At 67.0% G+C, this 14,669-nt stretch carries 12 protein-coding genes; 11 read left to right on the top strand and 1 reads right to left on the bottom strand.

From position 1 onward, the window contains the following. Positions 1 to 5 precede the first annotated feature (5 nt). The 11 genes from RR42_RS26105 to RR42_RS26055 all read left to right on the top strand — a co-directional run bounded on the left by RR42_RS26105 (position 6) and on the right by RR42_RS26055 (position 14,394). Entirely contained in the window at positions 6 to 1,358 is a 1,353-nt protein-coding gene (locus tag RR42_RS26105) for a dicarboxylate/amino acid:cation symporter (protein ID WP_052494976.1), read from the top strand. Positions 1,359 to 1,371: 13 nt separating this feature from the next. Further along, positions 1,372 to 2,730 (top strand): NAD(P)/FAD-dependent oxidoreductase, encoded by a 1,359-nt coding sequence (locus tag RR42_RS26100; protein ID WP_043354249.1) that lies wholly within the window; start codon positions 1,372 to 1,374, stop codon positions 2,728 to 2,730. 67 nt (positions 2,731 to 2,797) lie between these two features. Further along, complete coding sequence (phaC, locus tag RR42_RS26095; protein WP_052494975.1) at positions 2,798 to 4,489, top strand: class I poly(R)-hydroxyalkanoic acid synthase; 1,692 nt, start codon at positions 2,798 to 2,800, stop codon at positions 4,487 to 4,489. A 65-nt stretch (positions 4,490 to 4,554) separates the two neighbouring features. Continuing rightward, positions 4,555 to 5,730 carry an acetyl-CoA C-acetyltransferase gene (locus tag RR42_RS26090; RefSeq protein ID WP_043354247.1) on the top strand — a complete coding sequence of 392 codons (1,176 nt, stop codon included), beginning with the start codon at positions 4,555 to 4,557 and terminating at the stop codon, positions 5,728 to 5,730. A 54-nt stretch (positions 5,731 to 5,784) separates the two neighbouring features. Next, the gene (phbB, locus tag RR42_RS26085; RefSeq protein WP_043354246.1) at positions 5,785 to 6,531 is read left to right on the top strand and encodes an acetoacetyl-CoA reductase; all 747 of its coding nucleotides are present in this window, start codon (positions 5,785 to 5,787) and stop codon (positions 6,529 to 6,531) included. Between the two features lie 66 nt (positions 6,532 to 6,597). Then, on the top strand, positions 6,598 to 7,257 hold the full coding sequence (locus RR42_RS26080) for a DUF6781 family protein (RefSeq protein ID WP_043354245.1): 660 nt from the start codon (positions 6,598 to 6,600) through the stop codon (positions 7,255 to 7,257). A gap of 85 nt (positions 7,258 to 7,342) precedes the next feature. Continuing rightward, on the top strand, positions 7,343 to 8,746 hold the full coding sequence (locus RR42_RS26075; protein ID WP_052494974.1) for a cytochrome ubiquinol oxidase subunit I: 1,404 nt from the start codon (positions 7,343 to 7,345) through the stop codon (positions 8,744 to 8,746). Between the two features lie 5 nt (positions 8,747 to 8,751). Continuing rightward, positions 8,752 to 9,747, top strand: a complete 996-nt coding sequence (locus RR42_RS26070) for a cytochrome d ubiquinol oxidase subunit II (protein ID WP_144410086.1) — start codon at positions 8,752 to 8,754, stop codon at positions 9,745 to 9,747. Between the two features lie 196 nt (positions 9,748 to 9,943). Next, positions 9,944 to 11,719 carry a sensor histidine kinase gene (locus RR42_RS26065; protein WP_052494973.1) on the top strand — a complete coding sequence of 592 codons (1,776 nt, stop codon included), beginning with the start codon at positions 9,944 to 9,946 and terminating at the stop codon, positions 11,717 to 11,719. Continuing rightward, positions 11,712 to 13,070 (top strand): sigma-54-dependent transcriptional regulator, encoded by a 1,359-nt coding sequence (locus RR42_RS26060; protein WP_043354242.1) that lies wholly within the window; start codon positions 11,712 to 11,714, stop codon positions 13,068 to 13,070. Before RR42_RS26065 ends, RR42_RS26060 begins: the two co-directional genes overlap by 8 nt. Before the next feature lie 82 nt (positions 13,071 to 13,152). Beyond that, entirely contained in the window at positions 13,153 to 14,394 is a 1,242-nt protein-coding gene (locus tag RR42_RS26055) for a polyhydroxyalkanoate depolymerase (RefSeq protein ID WP_043354240.1), read from the top strand. On the opposite strand, the gene RR42_RS26050 is transcribed toward RR42_RS26055, so the two are convergent. Then, a complete protein-coding gene (locus RR42_RS26050) occupies positions 14,385 to 14,648 on the bottom strand; it encodes a hypothetical protein (protein WP_063778462.1) in 264 nt (87 codons plus the stop codon). The genes RR42_RS26055 and RR42_RS26050 overlap by 10 nt on opposite strands. Between the last annotated feature and the right edge of the window lie 21 nt (positions 14,649 to 14,669).

The raw sequence follows: 14,669 nt of genomic DNA, 5'->3' as shown, positions 1-14,669 counted from the left end.
CACCCATGGAAAAAGACAATCACCCCAAGCCGTTCTACAGATCCCTGTATTTCCAGGTCATCACCGCGATCGTCATCGGCGTCATCCTGGGACACTTCTATCCGCAGGCGGGCGCGGCGATGAAGCCGTTGGGCGACGGCTTCATCAAGCTGATCAAGATGATCATCGCGCCGATCATCTTCTGCACGGTGGTGGTCGGCATCGCCGGCATGGAGGACATGAAAAAGGTCGGCAAGACCGGCGGGCTGGCGCTGCTGTACTTCGAGGTGGTGAGCGCCATTGCCCTGGTCGTCGGCCTGGTCATCATCAACATCGCCAAGCCCGGGGTGGGCATGAACGTGGACGTGAGCACGCTCGACACCAAGAGCATCGCCGCCTACACCGGGCCCGGCAAGATGCAGGGCACGGTGGATTTCCTGCTGCATGTGATCCCCAATACCGTGGTGGACGCCTTCGCCCAGGGAGAGATCCTGCAGGTGCTGCTGTTTGCCGTGATGTTTGGTTTCGCGCTGCACAAGTTCGGCGGGCGCGGCACGCTGGTGTTCGACTTCATCGAGAAGTTCTCGCATGTGCTGTTCGCCATCGTCGGCTACATCATGAAGGTGGCCCCCATCGGTGCGTTCGGGGCCATGGCCTTCACCATCGGGAAATACGGCGTGGGCTCGCTGCTGCAACTCGGCCAGCTGATGGCCACGTTCTACGCGACCTGCCTGTTCTTCATCTTTGTCGTGCTTGGCGGCATCGCGCGCGCGCATGGGTTCTCGATCTGGAAGTTCATCAAGTACATCAAGGAGGAACTGCTGATCGTGCTGGGCACGTCGTCGTCCGAATCGGTGCTGCCGCGGATGATGGCCAAGCTGGAGAACCTGGGCGCGCGCAAGTCCGTCGTGGGGCTGGTGATTCCCACCGGCTACTCGTTCAACCTGGATGGCACGTCCATCTACCTGACCATGGCGGCCGTGTTCATCGCCCAGGCCACCAACACCGAGATGAGCCTGACGCAGCAACTCACGCTGCTGGCCGTGCTGCTGCTCACCTCCAAGGGCGCGGCCGGCGTCACCGGCAGCGGCTTCATCGTGCTGGCGGCCACGCTGTCGGCGGTAGGCCATGTGCCGGTCGCCGGCCTGGCCCTGATCCTGGGCATCGACCGCTTCATGTCGGAGGCGCGCGCGCTGACCAACCTGATCGGCAACGGCGTGGCCACGGTGGTGGTAGCGAAATGGACCGGCGACCTGGACGTGGCGCGCATGCACCGCCGGCTGGACAACGAATCGGACGCCGAGGCCGACGAGCCGGAGGCCGTGCTCGATCCGATGGTGGCGCGCATGCCGGCCTCCGGCACCTCAATGACCCGGTGACCGGCAGGCCGCGATGAAACCTTCCACCTATCGTCCCGACGCCCGCCTCAAGGCACCGCACCGCATCGTCATCGTCGGCGGCGGCGCGGGCGGGCTTGAGCTGGCCACCCGGCTGGGCAACACCCTTGGCCGGCGCCGGCAAGCCGAAGTCACCCTGATCGAGAAGACCCGCACCCACGTGTGGAAGCCCAAGCTGCACGAGATCGCCGCGGGCAGCATGGACATGAGCGCCCACGAGGTGGGCTATCTCGCGCAATCGCACTGGCACCACTTCCGCTACCGCGTCGGCGAGATGGTGGGACTGGACCGGGAGCGCCAGGAGGTGCTGGTGGCGCCCTATGTGGACGACGAAGGCACGCAGATCACGCCGCCGCGCACCTTTGGCTATGACACGCTGATTATCGCGGTGGGCAGCCAGAGCAACGACTTCGGCACCCCTGGCGTCTACGAGCACGCCATGCGGCTGGAGTCCGCCGCCGACGCGCTGCGCTTTCACTCGCGCATGGTCAATGCCTGCATCCGCGCGCATGCCCAGACCGCCCCCCTGCTGGCCCAGCAGCTGCACGTTGCCATCATCGGCGCCGGCGCCACCGGGGTGGAACTGGCGGCCGAGCTGCACCGCACCACGCGCGAGGTGGTGGCCTTCGGCCTGGACCGGGTCGATGCGGACAAGGACATCCGCGTCACGTTGATCGAAGCCGCGCCACGCGTGCTCCCGGCGCTGCCGCCGCGCCTCTCAAGCGCCACGGAGGGCCTGCTGCGCAAGCTGGGCGTGGAAGTGCTCACCGATGCCAAGGTGGCCGAGGTGCTCCCCGGCGGCGTGCTGCTGGGCGATGGCCGCCTGCTGCCGGCGGAGCTGGTGGTATGGGCGGCGGGCGTGAAAGCGCCTGACTTTCTCAAGGACCTGGCGGGCCTTGAAACCAACCGCATCAACCAACTGGTGGTGAATCCCACGCTGCAGGCCAGCCGCGACGAGAACATCTTCGCGATCGGCGATTGCGCGGCGTGCGCGTGGCCCGAGGCCAACCAGGGCAAGGGCGGGTTCGTGCCGCCGCGCGCCCAGGCCGCGCACCAGCAGGCCTCGCACATGGTCAGGCAGGTCCGCGCCCGCATGGCGGGCAAGCCGCTGGCCGACTACCGCTACCGCGATTTCGGCTCGCTGGTGTCGCTGGGCGAGTTCAGCACCGTGGGCAACATGATGGGCGGCCTGATCGGCGGCAGCCTGATGGTGGAGGGCCTGTTCGCCCGGATGATGTACCTGTCGCTCTACAAGATGCACGAACTGGCCTTGCACGGCTTTGCCAAGGTGGCGCTGGACACGCTGGCGCGCTCCATCGTCCGGCGCACCGAGCCGCATGTGAAGCTGCACTGAACCCGGCGCCGCTGTCCCGCGCACACGCACACACATACGCACAAGCAACCGCACTCATCCGGACCCCATGACCATGCCCACGCCCGATCCCTCCAACTGGATTGCCGAGCTCTTCAGCGCGCAGCAGACCATGCTGCGCGCGTTCGGCGCCGCGCCCGGCCAGGCGCCGCAGGACGCCGGCGCCACGCCCGCGCCGGTCTCCATGCTGGCGGCAGCGCGCGCGCTCGCTGCCTGGCCGGAACAGGCCCTCAGGCAAATGAGCGCGCTCTGGCCGGCGGGCGAGCCTGCCGATACCACGGACCGGCGCTTTGCCGCGCAGGCCTGGCGCGATGACCCGCGCTTCGCGCTGGCGGTGCGCCACTACCATAGCTACGCCACGCTGCTGCAAGGCGCGATCGAGCAAGCGCCGGCCGATGCGCAGACCAAAGGCCAGTGGCAGTTTGCGCTGCGCCAGGTGCTGGATGCGCTCAGCCCGGCCAACTGCCTGGCCACCAACCCCGAGGCGCTGCAACTGGCCGTGGACTCCGGCGGCGCCAGCCTGGTGGAGGGCATGCGCCTGTTCCTGCAGGACCTGGCCAAGGGGCGCGTCTCCATGACCGATGAGCAGAGCTTCGAGGTTGGCCGCAACCTAGCCACCACGCCGGGCGCCGTGGTGCATGAGAACGAGCTGATGCAGCTCATCCAGTACGCGCCGGGCGCGGGCAAGGTCCATCAGCGCCCCCTGCTGATCGTGCCACCCTGCATCAACAAGTTCTACATCCTCGACCTGCAGCCCGAGAACTCCTTCGTCGCCCATGCGGTGGCGCAAGGACATACGGTCTTCCTGGTGTCCTGGCGCAACGTGGCGCAGGCGCAGGGGCACCTGACCTGGGACGACTATCTCGAGCAAGGCGTGCTGCGCGCCATCGACGTGGCGCAGGACATCACGGGCGCCGACCGCGTCAACACACTGGGCTTCTGCGTGGGCGGCACGCTGCTGGCCTGCGCGCTGGCCGTGGCGGCCGCGCGCGGCGAGGACAAGGCTGCCAGCGTCACGCTGCTCACCACGATGCTGGATTTCCACGACACGGGCGAGATCGGGCTGCTGGTCAACGAAGCCATGGTCGCCATGCGCGAGGCCACGATCGGCCGCGGCGGGCTGTTGCACGGCCGCGAGCTGGCCCATGTGTTCGCGGCGCTGCGCGCCAACGACCTGATCTGGCCCTATGCCGTGAACAGCTACCTGAAGGGCAGCGCGCCGGGCGCGTTCGACCTGCTGTCCTGGAACTGCGACGACACCAACCTGCCCGGGCCGATGTACTGCTGGTACCTGCGCAACGCCTACCTGGAGAACCGCATGCGGGTGCCCGGCGGCACGGTGCAGTGCGGCGAGCCGGTGGACTTTGCCCAGGTCCGGGTGCCAGCCTTTCTCTATGCCTCGCATGACGACCATATCGTGCCGTGGGGCAGCGCCTATGCCACCACGCGCCTGCTGGGCGGGCCCACGACCTTTGTGCTTGGCGCCAGCGGCCATATCGCCGGCGTGATCAACCCGCCGGCCAAAGGCAAGCGCCATCACTGGACCGGGCCGCTCCAGAGCGATCCGCAACGCTTGCTCGACGGCGCCGAGCGCGCCGAAGGCAGCTGGTGGCCGGCCTGGACCCGCTGGCTGGCGCAGCACGCCGGCGCCCGCACCGCTGCGCGCCGCGCGCCCGGCAACGCCGCTTACCCCGTGATCGAGCCCGCACCCGGGCGTTACGTCAAGGCAAAGGCCAGCTAGCTACCAGCCGGCTGAGCCATCAATCCGCTATCCACCCTACCCCCAGATTCACCCAGGAGAGTCACATGGAAGATGTTGTTATCGTCGCCGCAGCCAGAACCGCCGTGGGCAAGTTCGGCGGATCGCTCGCCAAGGTGCCGGCCCCCGAGCTGGGCGCCACGGTCATCAAGGCCTTGCTCGAGCGCAGCGGCCTGAAACCCGAGATGGTCGACGAAGTGCTGCTGGGCCAGGTGCTGACCGCCGGTGGCGGGCAGAACCCCGCGCGCCAGGCCGCCATCAAGGCCGGCTTGCCCAACACCGTGCCCGCCATGACCATCGGCAAGGTCTGCGGCTCCGGCCTGAAGGCCGTGCACCTGGCGGCCCAAGCCATCAAGTGCGGCGACGCCGATATCGTCATTGCCGGCGGCCAGGAGAACATGAGCGCTTCACCGCACGTGCTGGCGGGCTCGCGGGACGGCCAGCGCATGGGCGACTGGAAGCTGACCGACACCATGATCGTCGACGGCCTGTGGGATGCCTTCAACCAGTACCACATGGGCACCACCGCCGAGAACGTGGCCAAGGCCTACCACATCTCGCGCGAGCAGCAGGACGCGTTCGCGGCCGCGTCGCAACAGAAGGCCGAGCTGGCACAGAAGACCGGCCGCTTCAAGGACGAGATCGTGCCGGTCTCGATCGTCTCGAAGAAGGGCACGGTGGTGTTCGATACCGACGAGTTCATCAAGCACGGCACCACGGCCGATGCCCTGGCGGGCCTGCGGCCGGCTTTCGACAAGGCCGGCTCCGTCACCGCGGGCAATGCCTCCGGCCTGAACGACGGCGCGGCGGCGGTGCTGATGATGTCGGCCAGCAAGGCGCGCGAGCTGGGGCTGACGCCGCTGGCCCGCATCGCCTCCTATGCCAGCGCCGGGCTTGATCCCGCGATCATGGGCATGGGCCCGGTCCCGGCCTCGCAGCGTTGCCTGCACAAGGCGGGCTGGAGCATCAACGACCTGGACCTGATGGAAATCAACGAAGCCTTCGCCGCGCAGGCATGCGCGGTCAACCAGGAAATGGACTGGGACGCCAGCAAGATCAACGTCAATGGCGGCGCCATCGCCATCGGCCATCCCATCGGCGCGTCCGGCTGCCGCATCCTGGTCACCCTGCTCCATGAAATGGCGCGGCGCGATGCCCGGCGCGGCCTGGCGTCGCTGTGCATCGGCGGCGGCATGGGCGTGGCGCTGGCCGTCGAGCGCTGATCGAGCGCCAATCGAGCGCTAAGACAACCTGCATTCCACAAGGAGAAAACAACCATGAGCAAGCAACGCGTAGTACTGGTCACCGGCGGCATGGGCGGCCTGGGCGAAACCATTTCCACCAAGATGGCCGATGCCGGCTACCGGGTGGCGGTCACCTATTCGCCCGGCAACACCACCCATGGCGAATGGGTTCAGCAGATGAAGGCACGCGGCTACGACATCCTCGCCGTGCCCTGCGATGTGGCGGACATCGATTCGTGCGCGAAGGCGGTGGCGGCCGTGACGGAAGTCGCCGGCCCGGTCGATGTGCTGGTCAACAACGCCGGCATCACGCGCGACATGACGTTCAAGAAGATGGACAAGGTGAACTGGGACATGGTGCTGCGCACCAACCTGGACAGCCTGTTCAACATGACCAAGCAGGTCGCGGACGGCATGGTCGAGCGCGGCTGGGGCCGCGTGATCAACGTGTCGTCGGTAAACGGCTCCAAGGGCGCCTTCGGCCAGACCAACTACTCGGCGGCCAAGGCCGGCGTGCACGGTTTTACCAAGGCACTGGCCCTGGAGGTCGCCCGGAAAGGCGTGACGGTCAACACCATCTCGCCCGGCTACATCGGGACCAAGATGGTCACTGCCATTCCCGAGGAGATCCTGAATACCAAGATTCTCCCGCAGATCCCGGTAGGCCGCCTGGGCAAGCCGGAGGAAGTGGCGGGCCTGATCATCTACCTGGCCTCGGAGGAAGCCGCCTTCCTGACCGGCGCCAACATCGCCATCAACGGCGGCCAGCACATGCAGTGACGCCGGCGCGGCGATGACGGCCATCTGGCAAGACAACAACTAGGCAAGGCAGCAACGGGAGACCATATGAAATCCATGGGCATCGATCACGACGCGCTGATCAAGCAGTTCGCGCAAGCGTCGCAAAAGCAAGGCGAATCCCTGCAACAGGCTGTCCAGCAGGCGACCCTCAAGGCCTTGCAAGGCCGGGAGCTGACCCTGAAGAGCATCAAGGACACGCTGAAGATGGTCACCCAGGCGGCCTCCGCCGGGGCGGCCAGCAGCGGGCTCGCCGGGCCGGGGCTGGAGCCGATGTTGTCCCAGGTCGCGCAGGGCATGGACGCCGCGCTGGTGCAAGCGGTGGAAGCCAATCGCCGGGCGTTGCAGCAGATCGTCGACCAGGGCGCGCAATTGCGCGAGACCCACCTCAAGAAGGCCGTGGCCGACATCGAGAAGATGGAGGACGCGCTGTTGGGCGCGGTGGCCAGATCTATCGGTGAGTTGCCGCAGCCGGTGCAGGGGCCGTGGTCGTCGGTGCTGGAGGGCATGAAGCGCAAAGGCACGGCGACCGGCGCCAGCGCCACGGCGGTGGTCGAGCAACTGACCACCCAGGCGCGCGAGCTCGCGCGCGAGGGACGGGCCTTTGCGCAAAGCAGCACCGAAGCCTGGCTCGAGCACTACGCCACGCTGGTCAGCGGCGTGCTGATCGGCATGTCGAATGGCCTCAACGGCGAAGGCAAGCGCTGACCCCGCGCTAGCCGCGCCGCCATGCGGCAACCGGGACGCCGCACGCGCGGCGTCCCATCCACAACCCACGGAGGAGCCCGGACAGATGGATCCCATCCTGCTGGCGCGCATGCAGTTTGCTGCCAACATCACCTTCCATATCCTGTTCCCGACCATCAGCATTGGCCTGGGATGGTTGCTGCTGTTCTTCCGCTGGCGCTATCTGAAGGCGGACACGCCACCGTTGCGCCATGCCTGGCTGAATGCTTACCGGTTCTGGACCAAGGTGTTCGCGCTGACGTTCGCGCTTGGCGTGGTCAGCGGCATCACCATGAGCTTCCAGTTCGGCACCAACTGGCCGGGCTTCATGGAAACGGTCGGCAATATTGCCGGGCCCCTGCTCGCCTATGAAGTGCTGACCGCGTTCTTTCTCGAAGCCGGCTTTCTTGGCGTGATGCTGTTCGGCCACGGCAAGGTGGGCGAGCGGATACACCTGATGTCGACCTTCTTCGTCGCCTTCGGCACCACGCTCAGCGCCTTCTGGATCCTGGCGCTGAACTCCTGGATGCAGACGCCCCAGGGCTACGAGATCATCCATGGCGAGTTCCATGTGCAGAGCTGGCTCGCCATCATCTTCAACCCCTCCTTCCCCTACCGCTTCTGCCACATGCTGCTGGCCTCGGCGCTGACCTGCGCCTTCCTGCTCGCGGGGCTGAGCGCGTGGCAGTTGCTCAAGGGCACCGGACAGCTGTCCGCGCCCAAGGTGCTGCGGGTCGGGCTGACCCTGGCCGCTGTCGCGATCCCCCTGCAGATCGTGATCGGCGACATGCACGGGCTCAACACGCTTGAGCACCAGCCCCAGAAGATCGCAGCCATGGAGGGCGTGTGGGAGACCGAGCGCGGCGCGCCCTTGCTGCTTTTCGCCATTCCCGATGCCGGCGCGCGCACCAACCGCGCGGCGATCGGCATCCCGCATCTCGCCAGCCTGATCCTGACGCACCGCGCCGACGGCGAGATCCGCGGGCTGAACAGCTTCGGCGACGCGCATCCGCCCGTCCTCCCGCTGTTCTTCGCGTTTCGCGTGATGGTGGGCATGGGTGTGCTGATGCTGGCGGCCAGCTGGCTGGGCTGGTGGTGGTACCGCTGCGCCGGCTGGCAGGCGCAGCGGCTGCCGCGCGCGCTGCTGTGGGGATTGGCGGGCATGACCTTCTCCGGCTGGATTGCCACGGTGGCCGGCTGGTACGTCACCGAGATCGGACGGCAGCCCTTTATCGTCTACGGCCTAGTGCGCACCGCCGACGTTGCCTCCAACGTGCCGGCGCCCCATATCGCCCTGACGCTGGCGCTGTTCGCGACGGTGTACCTCGCGCTGATCGTCGCCTATGTCAGCGTGCTCAAGTACCTGGCGGAGAAACCGGAAGCCCCACCCGGGGCCGATCACGCCGGACAACCCACACCCGCGTGCGGCACGATCGCCGCGCGCCCCTTGCCTGCCGGGAGCCAACCATGACCTGGATGCGTCTGGACGACGCCCTGCCCGTGATCTTCATGGCGCTGATGGGCGTGTCCATGCTGGTCTACGTGATCAGCGACGGCTATGACCTGGGCGTCGGCATGCTGATGCACCGGGCGACCCCGGCCGAGAAAGACGTCATGGTGGCGTCGATCGGTCCGTTCTGGGATGCCAACGAAACCTGGCTGGTGCTCGGCGTCGGCATCCTCCTCGTGGCTTTCCCTAAGGCGCATGGATTGATATTGACCGAGCTCTACCTGCCTGTCACGCTGATGCTGGTGGGGCTGATCCTGCGCGGCGTGGCGTTCGACTTCCGGGTGAAGGTGAAGAGCGCGCACAAGCCGATGTGGGACCGCCTCTTCTTCGCCGGCTCGACGATCGCGTCGGTCTCGCAAGGCTGGATGCTGGGACGTTACATCAGTGGCTTCGGTACCGGTTGGAATTATCCCCTGTTCGCTGCGGCCATCGCCGTGGCTTTGCCGATGGCCTACGTGCTGCTCGGCGCGTGCTGGCTCGTCATGAAGACCGAGGGCGAACTCCAGCAGCGCGCTGTGCGCTGGGCCGGGATCGCGTGGGCGCCGATGGTATGCGGGCTGGCATTGATCTCGGTTGCCACGCCCTGGATCAGCCCGGCGGTGCGCGAGCGCTGGTTCGTGCTGCCGCAGATCGTCGCCCTCGTCTCCATCCCGCTGGTGACCGGCGTCGCGCTCGTGGCCGTGCGCATGCTGCTGAACACCCGCGTGGTGCGCGGGCCGGTGAGCTGGCTGCCATTCGTGCTGCTGATCGGGGTCTTCGTGCTCAGCTTCCTCGGGCTGGCCTACAGCATCTTCCCGTATGTCGTGATCCACCGCCTGACGATCTGGCAGGCCGCCAGCAGTCCGCAGGCCTTGAAGGTGATCCTGGTGGGCGTGTGCATCTCGGTGCCGGCCATTGCCGGCTACACGGTGTTCTCGTACCGGGTTTTCCGCGGCAAGACCGGCGAACTCCGCTATGCCTAGCTGGCCCCGCAACATCCTGCGGCGCCACACGGCGCAGGGCCCCGCCGACGGCTGCGCGGGCTTCGCGCAGCCTTGCTCCGGGAGTACACTGCATTCACCTGAGCTGTGCCTGGACGAGCACAGGTCTCGCTTCCATCACTGGTATCCGGACGACACGTCCTGCATCGTTGAGGACCACGGAGAAAGGGCTCGCGACATGAATCTCGGCCGTATGCGCATGGGGATCTGGTGCGGTATGGCAATGGCGGCGATCGCACTGGCCACGTGGCTGGCCTACGGCATGGCGTTGCGCGCCGGGCTCGATCAGCTGCGGGTTGCCGCCCAGCATCGCCTCGATGTCGTGTCCGCGCGGCTTGACGGCGAGCTGTCCCGGTTCGACTACCTGCCATCGTTGCTCGAATCCACCACGGATGTCTTCGCGCTGCTCGACCGGCCCGATGACGTGGCGCTCAAGCAGCAGGTCAGCCGTTACCTGCACGGCATCACCGCAACCGCCGGCGCGGACAACCTGTACGTCACCCAGCGCTCCGGCCTGACCCTGGCGGCGGCCGACTGGGACCAGCCGGGCACCCCGGTGGGCGCCGATCTCTCGTTCCGGCCGTATATGCGCGATGCGCTCGATCACGGCCGGGGCCGCTTCTACGGCGTAGGGTTTACCTCCGGCCGGCCCGGCTATTACCTCGCCTACGCGCTGCAGCAGGGCGGCGCGCAGCGCGGCGTGGCCACGGTCAAGGTCAACCTCGACGCGGTGGAACGCAACTGGGTCCAGATCCCGGGCAAGGTGCTGGTGGTCGACGCCCGCGATGTGGTCATCCTGGCCTCGCTTGCGCCTTGGCGGCTGCGCCCGCTGGCGCCACTGACGCAAGCGATGCTGGCCGAGGCCGGCCTGGCGCGCACCTACGGCAAGTCCGACCTGATGCCGCTGGACTGGCTGGTACGCGCCAGGCTGGATGCGCACACCACGCGCGTGCGCCTGGACGGCGTGGATTACCTGGCCTCGGAGCGCACGGTCAACCACGGCCTCTGGCGCATCATGCTGCTGGATGACGAACTGCCGGCGCGCAACCTGGCCCGCAACGCCGCCATCGGCGCGCTGCTGGCCTGCATGGTGATCCTGCTGCTGGCGCTGGTGATCGCACTGCGCCTGCGCGCCGCGCAACAACAAGCCGCCGCGCAACGCGCGCTGCGCACCGCGCACGATGGCCTGGAGGCCAAGGTGCTGGAGCGCACGGCCGAGCTGCGCGCGCTGCAAAGCGACCTGGTCCACGCCGGCAAGCTGGCCGCGCTCGGGCAGATGTCCGCCGGCGTGGTGCATGAACTCAACCAGCCGCTGGCGGCCATGCGCACGCTGTCGGACAACGCCGAGGTGCTGCTGGAAAAAGGCAGGCTCAAGGATGTGGCGGGCAACCTCCAGCGCATCGCCAAGCTGATCGATCGCCTCGGCCGGCTGACGCAGCAGCTCAAGGTCTTTGCCTTCAAGTCGCAGGATGCGGTGCGGCCAGTCCCGGTACGCCAGGCGGTGCAGGACGCACTGCTCCTCGTCAGCACCCGGTTGCGCGAGCGCGATATCACGGTGAGCCTGGCGATCGACCCCGCCGACATCAGCGTCCTGGCCGACGAGATCCGCATCGAGCAGGTGCTGGTCAACCTGCTGGGCAATGCCGCCGATGCCTTGTCGGGCGCACCGGTGCGGGAGCTGGTCATCCACGCAGCCCGCCAGGAGCACCTCTGCATCGTCACCATCCGCGACACAGGCCCCGGCATCCATCCCGACGTGCTGCCGCGCCTTTTCGACCCGTTCATTACCACCAAGCCGGCGGGCAAGGGCCTGGGCCTTGGCCTGATGATCTCGGCGCACATCGTGCGCGAATTCGGCGGGCGCCTGTACGCCCGCAACCTTGCGCCTGCTGGTGCCGAGTTCGTGGTCGAGCTGCCGCTGGCGCCGTCGCATGAGAGAGAAACCAATGACTGACACCCATCCGATCCGCGTGGTTTTTGTCGAAGACGAGGAGGATGTGCTGGTTGGCAGCTCGCAGGCCCTCGAGCTGGCGGGCTTCGCCGTGAACGGCTTTGCCTCGGTGGAGCACGCGCGCGGCAGCATCGGCATCGGCGAGCCGGTGGTGGTGGTCTGCGATGTGAAGCTGCCGGGCATGAACGGCGTGGCCTGGCTCAACGAGATCCGGCACATCGACCCCGACCTGCCCGTGATCCTGATGACCGGCCACGGCGACATCTCCATGGCGGTGCAAGCCATGCGCGAGGGCGCATACGACTTTATCGAGAAGCCGTGCTCCTCCGAGCGGCTGGTCTCCGTGGTCAGGCGCGCCGCCGACCGGCGCAAGCTGAGCCTGGAAGTGCTGGGCCTGCGCGAGCAGCTGGAAAGCTGGCACGGGATCCAGGCCTGCCTGATCGGACGCTCCGCGCAGATGGAGCGGGTGCGCCGCGCCGTGCGCGCGCTGGCCGATGCGCCGGCGGACGTGGTGATCTATGGCGAGACGGGCACGGGCAAGGACCTGGTGGCGCGCTGCCTGCACGACCATAGCGCGCGCCGCACCGGCAACTTCGTGCCGCTGAACTGCGGCGGCCTGCCCGAAGCCCTGGCCGAGAGCGAGCTGTTCGGGCATGAGGTGGGTTCCTTCACGGGCGCCACCCGGCGGCGTTGCGGCAAGTTCGAGCATGCGCAGGGCGGCACCCTGTTCCTTGACGAGATCGAGAGCATGCCGCTGTCGGTGCAGGTCAAGTTCCTGCGCGCGCTGCAGGAGCGCTCCATCGAACGGGTCGGGTCGAACGAGCCCATCGCGGTGGATTGCCGGGTCATTGCCGCCAGCAAGGAAGACCTGAAACTCCTCAGCGAGCAAAAGAAGTTCCGTGCCGACCTGTACTACCGCATTGGCGTGGCCTTTATCGACCTGCCACCACTGCGCGAGCGGCGCGAGGATATCCCGCTGCTGTTCGAGCATCTCATCCTGCAGGCCGCCACCCGCTTCAACCGGCCCGCTCCGGTGCTCGGGAACGCGCAGTTCGAGCTGCTGCTGTCCCATTCATGGCCTGGCAACGTGCGGGAGCTGCGCAATGTGGCCGACCGTTTCGTGCTCGGGCTGCTGTCCGATGATTTCGAGCTGCACGGCGGCCATGCCGGGCACGGCAACAGCCTGCCCGACCAGCTCGAACAGTTTGAACGGGTTGTTGTCATGGAGGAACTCAAGCGGAACAACTGCGATGTGGCGGCTACCGCCAAGGCGCTTTCCATCCCCAAGCAAACGCTGTACTCCAAGCTGCGCCGTCTGCAAATCGCCTATGACAAGGTGCAGGCCGAGGAGTAACCCAGGCGTAATTCAACTGAGCCACCATCGCCCCCGGTAGCGCGGGGACGCCCCCTATTTTCAAGACTCACAGGTATTCCCCATGCTTTACCAATTCCACGAACTCAAGAGCGCCCTGCTGTTGCCGCTCACCGCGCTGGCGCAAGCCACCTCGCGCACCTTCACCAATCCGCTCAGCCCGCTGTCCATGATGCCGGGCGCCAACCGGATGGCCGCCGGCTACGAACTGCTCTACCGCCTCGGCAAGGATTACAAGAAGCCGCCCTTCGACATCAAGTCGGTGCAATGCCACGGGCGGGACGTTCCCATCGTCGAGCAGACCATTGTGGAGAAGCCCTTCTGCAAGCTGCTGCGCTTCAAGCGCTATGCCGACGATCCGCAGGTCATCCAGTGGCTCAAGGACGAGCCGGTGGTGCTGGTGTGCGCCCCGCTGTCAGGCCATCACGCCACCCTGCTGCGCGATACGGTGCGAACCCTGCTGCAGCATCACAAGGTCTACGTGACCGACTGGATCGATGCGCGCATGGTGCCGGCGGAGGACGGCCCGTTCCACCTGACCGACTACGTGCACTACATCCAGGACTTCATCCGCCACATCGGCGCGGAAAACCTGCATGTCGTCTCCGTGTGCCAGCCGGCCGTGCCGGTGCTTGCCGCCATCTCGCTGCTGGCTTCCGCCGGCGAAGCCACGCCGCGAACCATGACCATGATGGGCGGCCCGATCGATGCGCGCCGCAGCCCCACTGCCGTGAACGCGCTGGCCACCGACAAGTCCTTCGAGTGGTTCGAGAACAACGTGATTCATGCCGTGCCGGCCAACTACCCGGGACACGGCCGCAAGGTCTACCCTGGCTTCCTGCAGCACGCCGGCTTTGTGGCCACCAACCCGGATCGCCACCTCTCCTCGCACTACGACTACTACCAGAACCTGGTCGATGGCGACCTGGACGACGCCGAGGCCCACGTGCGCTTCTATGACGAGTACAACGCCGTGCTCGACATGGCCGCCGAGTATTACCTGGATACGATCCGCGATGTGTTCCAGGAATTCCGGCTGGCCAGCGGCACCTGGGAGATCGACGGCAAGCCGGTACGGCCGCAGGACATCACGGGCGCGGCGCTGCTGACCATCGAGGGCGAACTGGACGACATCACGGGAGCGGGCCAGACCGCCGCGGCGCACGATCTTTGCGCGGGCATTCCCGGCGCGCGCAAGCAGCATGTGACGGCGCAGGGCTGCGGGCACTACGGCATCTTCTCTGGCCGGCGCTGGCGCGAGGAGATCTATCCGCAGCTGCGCGCGTTCATCGCCAGCTATCGCTGAGGCTTGCAGGCGCCTGCGGCCAGACCGGAGGCGCTGAGGACGAATTCCGCAGACGCCGCCGGCGACTCGCCGCGGCAGCGGAGCAAGCCTGACCGAAGCAGGCGGCCAATCTGCCATTGATGCACATACAGCGCGCCGCCAGGCGTTTCCGGGGCATCGAGAAACGCGCCGCGGAGCGGCTCGCCCCAGGGATTGCACGAGACGCGCAGGCGCGCGCCCGCAGCCATTCTGGATAGCAGCTCGATCTGTCTCATGATTCGCTTTCAGGCTGCGCC

Origin of the sequence: Cupriavidus basilensis (assembly GCF_000832305.1) — a bacterium.
GTDB classification, from domain to species: domain Bacteria; phylum Pseudomonadota; class Gammaproteobacteria; order Burkholderiales; family Burkholderiaceae; genus Cupriavidus; species Cupriavidus basilensis_F.
The sequence above is the reverse complement of the archived record's forward strand: the minus strand, read 5'-3'. Positions and strand labels throughout refer to the sequence as shown.

Bases quoted from the DNA above. Each gene is read 5' to 3' on its own strand.
- RR42_RS26065 (WP_052494973.1), top strand. From the start codon at position 9,944: ATGAATCTCGGCCGTATGCGCATGGGGATCTGGTGCGGTATGGCAATG.
- RR42_RS26050 (WP_063778462.1), bottom strand. From the start codon at position 14,648: ATGAGACAGATCGAGCTGCTATCCAGAATGGCTGCGGGCGCGCGCCTG.
- RR42_RS26070 (WP_144410086.1), top strand. From the start codon at position 8,752: ATGCGTCTGGACGACGCCCTGCCCGTGATCTTCATGGCGCTGATGGGC.
- RR42_RS26105 (WP_052494976.1), top strand. From the start codon at position 6: ATGGAAAAAGACAATCACCCCAAGCCGTTCTACAGATCCCTGTATTTC.
- phaC (WP_052494975.1), top strand. From the start codon at position 2,798: ATGACCATGCCCACGCCCGATCCCTCCAACTGGATTGCCGAGCTCTTC.
- RR42_RS26100 (WP_043354249.1), top strand. From the start codon at position 1,372: ATGAAACCTTCCACCTATCGTCCCGACGCCCGCCTCAAGGCACCGCAC.
- phbB (WP_043354246.1), top strand. From the start codon at position 5,785: ATGAGCAAGCAACGCGTAGTACTGGTCACCGGCGGCATGGGCGGCCTG.
- RR42_RS26080 (WP_043354245.1), top strand. From the start codon at position 6,598: ATGAAATCCATGGGCATCGATCACGACGCGCTGATCAAGCAGTTCGCG.
- RR42_RS26055 (WP_043354240.1), top strand. From the start codon at position 13,153: ATGCTTTACCAATTCCACGAACTCAAGAGCGCCCTGCTGTTGCCGCTC.
- RR42_RS26075 (WP_052494974.1), top strand. From the start codon at position 7,343: ATGGATCCCATCCTGCTGGCGCGCATGCAGTTTGCTGCCAACATCACC.
- RR42_RS26090 (WP_043354247.1), top strand. From the start codon at position 4,555: ATGGAAGATGTTGTTATCGTCGCCGCAGCCAGAACCGCCGTGGGCAAG.
- RR42_RS26060 (WP_043354242.1), top strand. From the start codon at position 11,712: ATGACTGACACCCATCCGATCCGCGTGGTTTTTGTCGAAGACGAGGAG.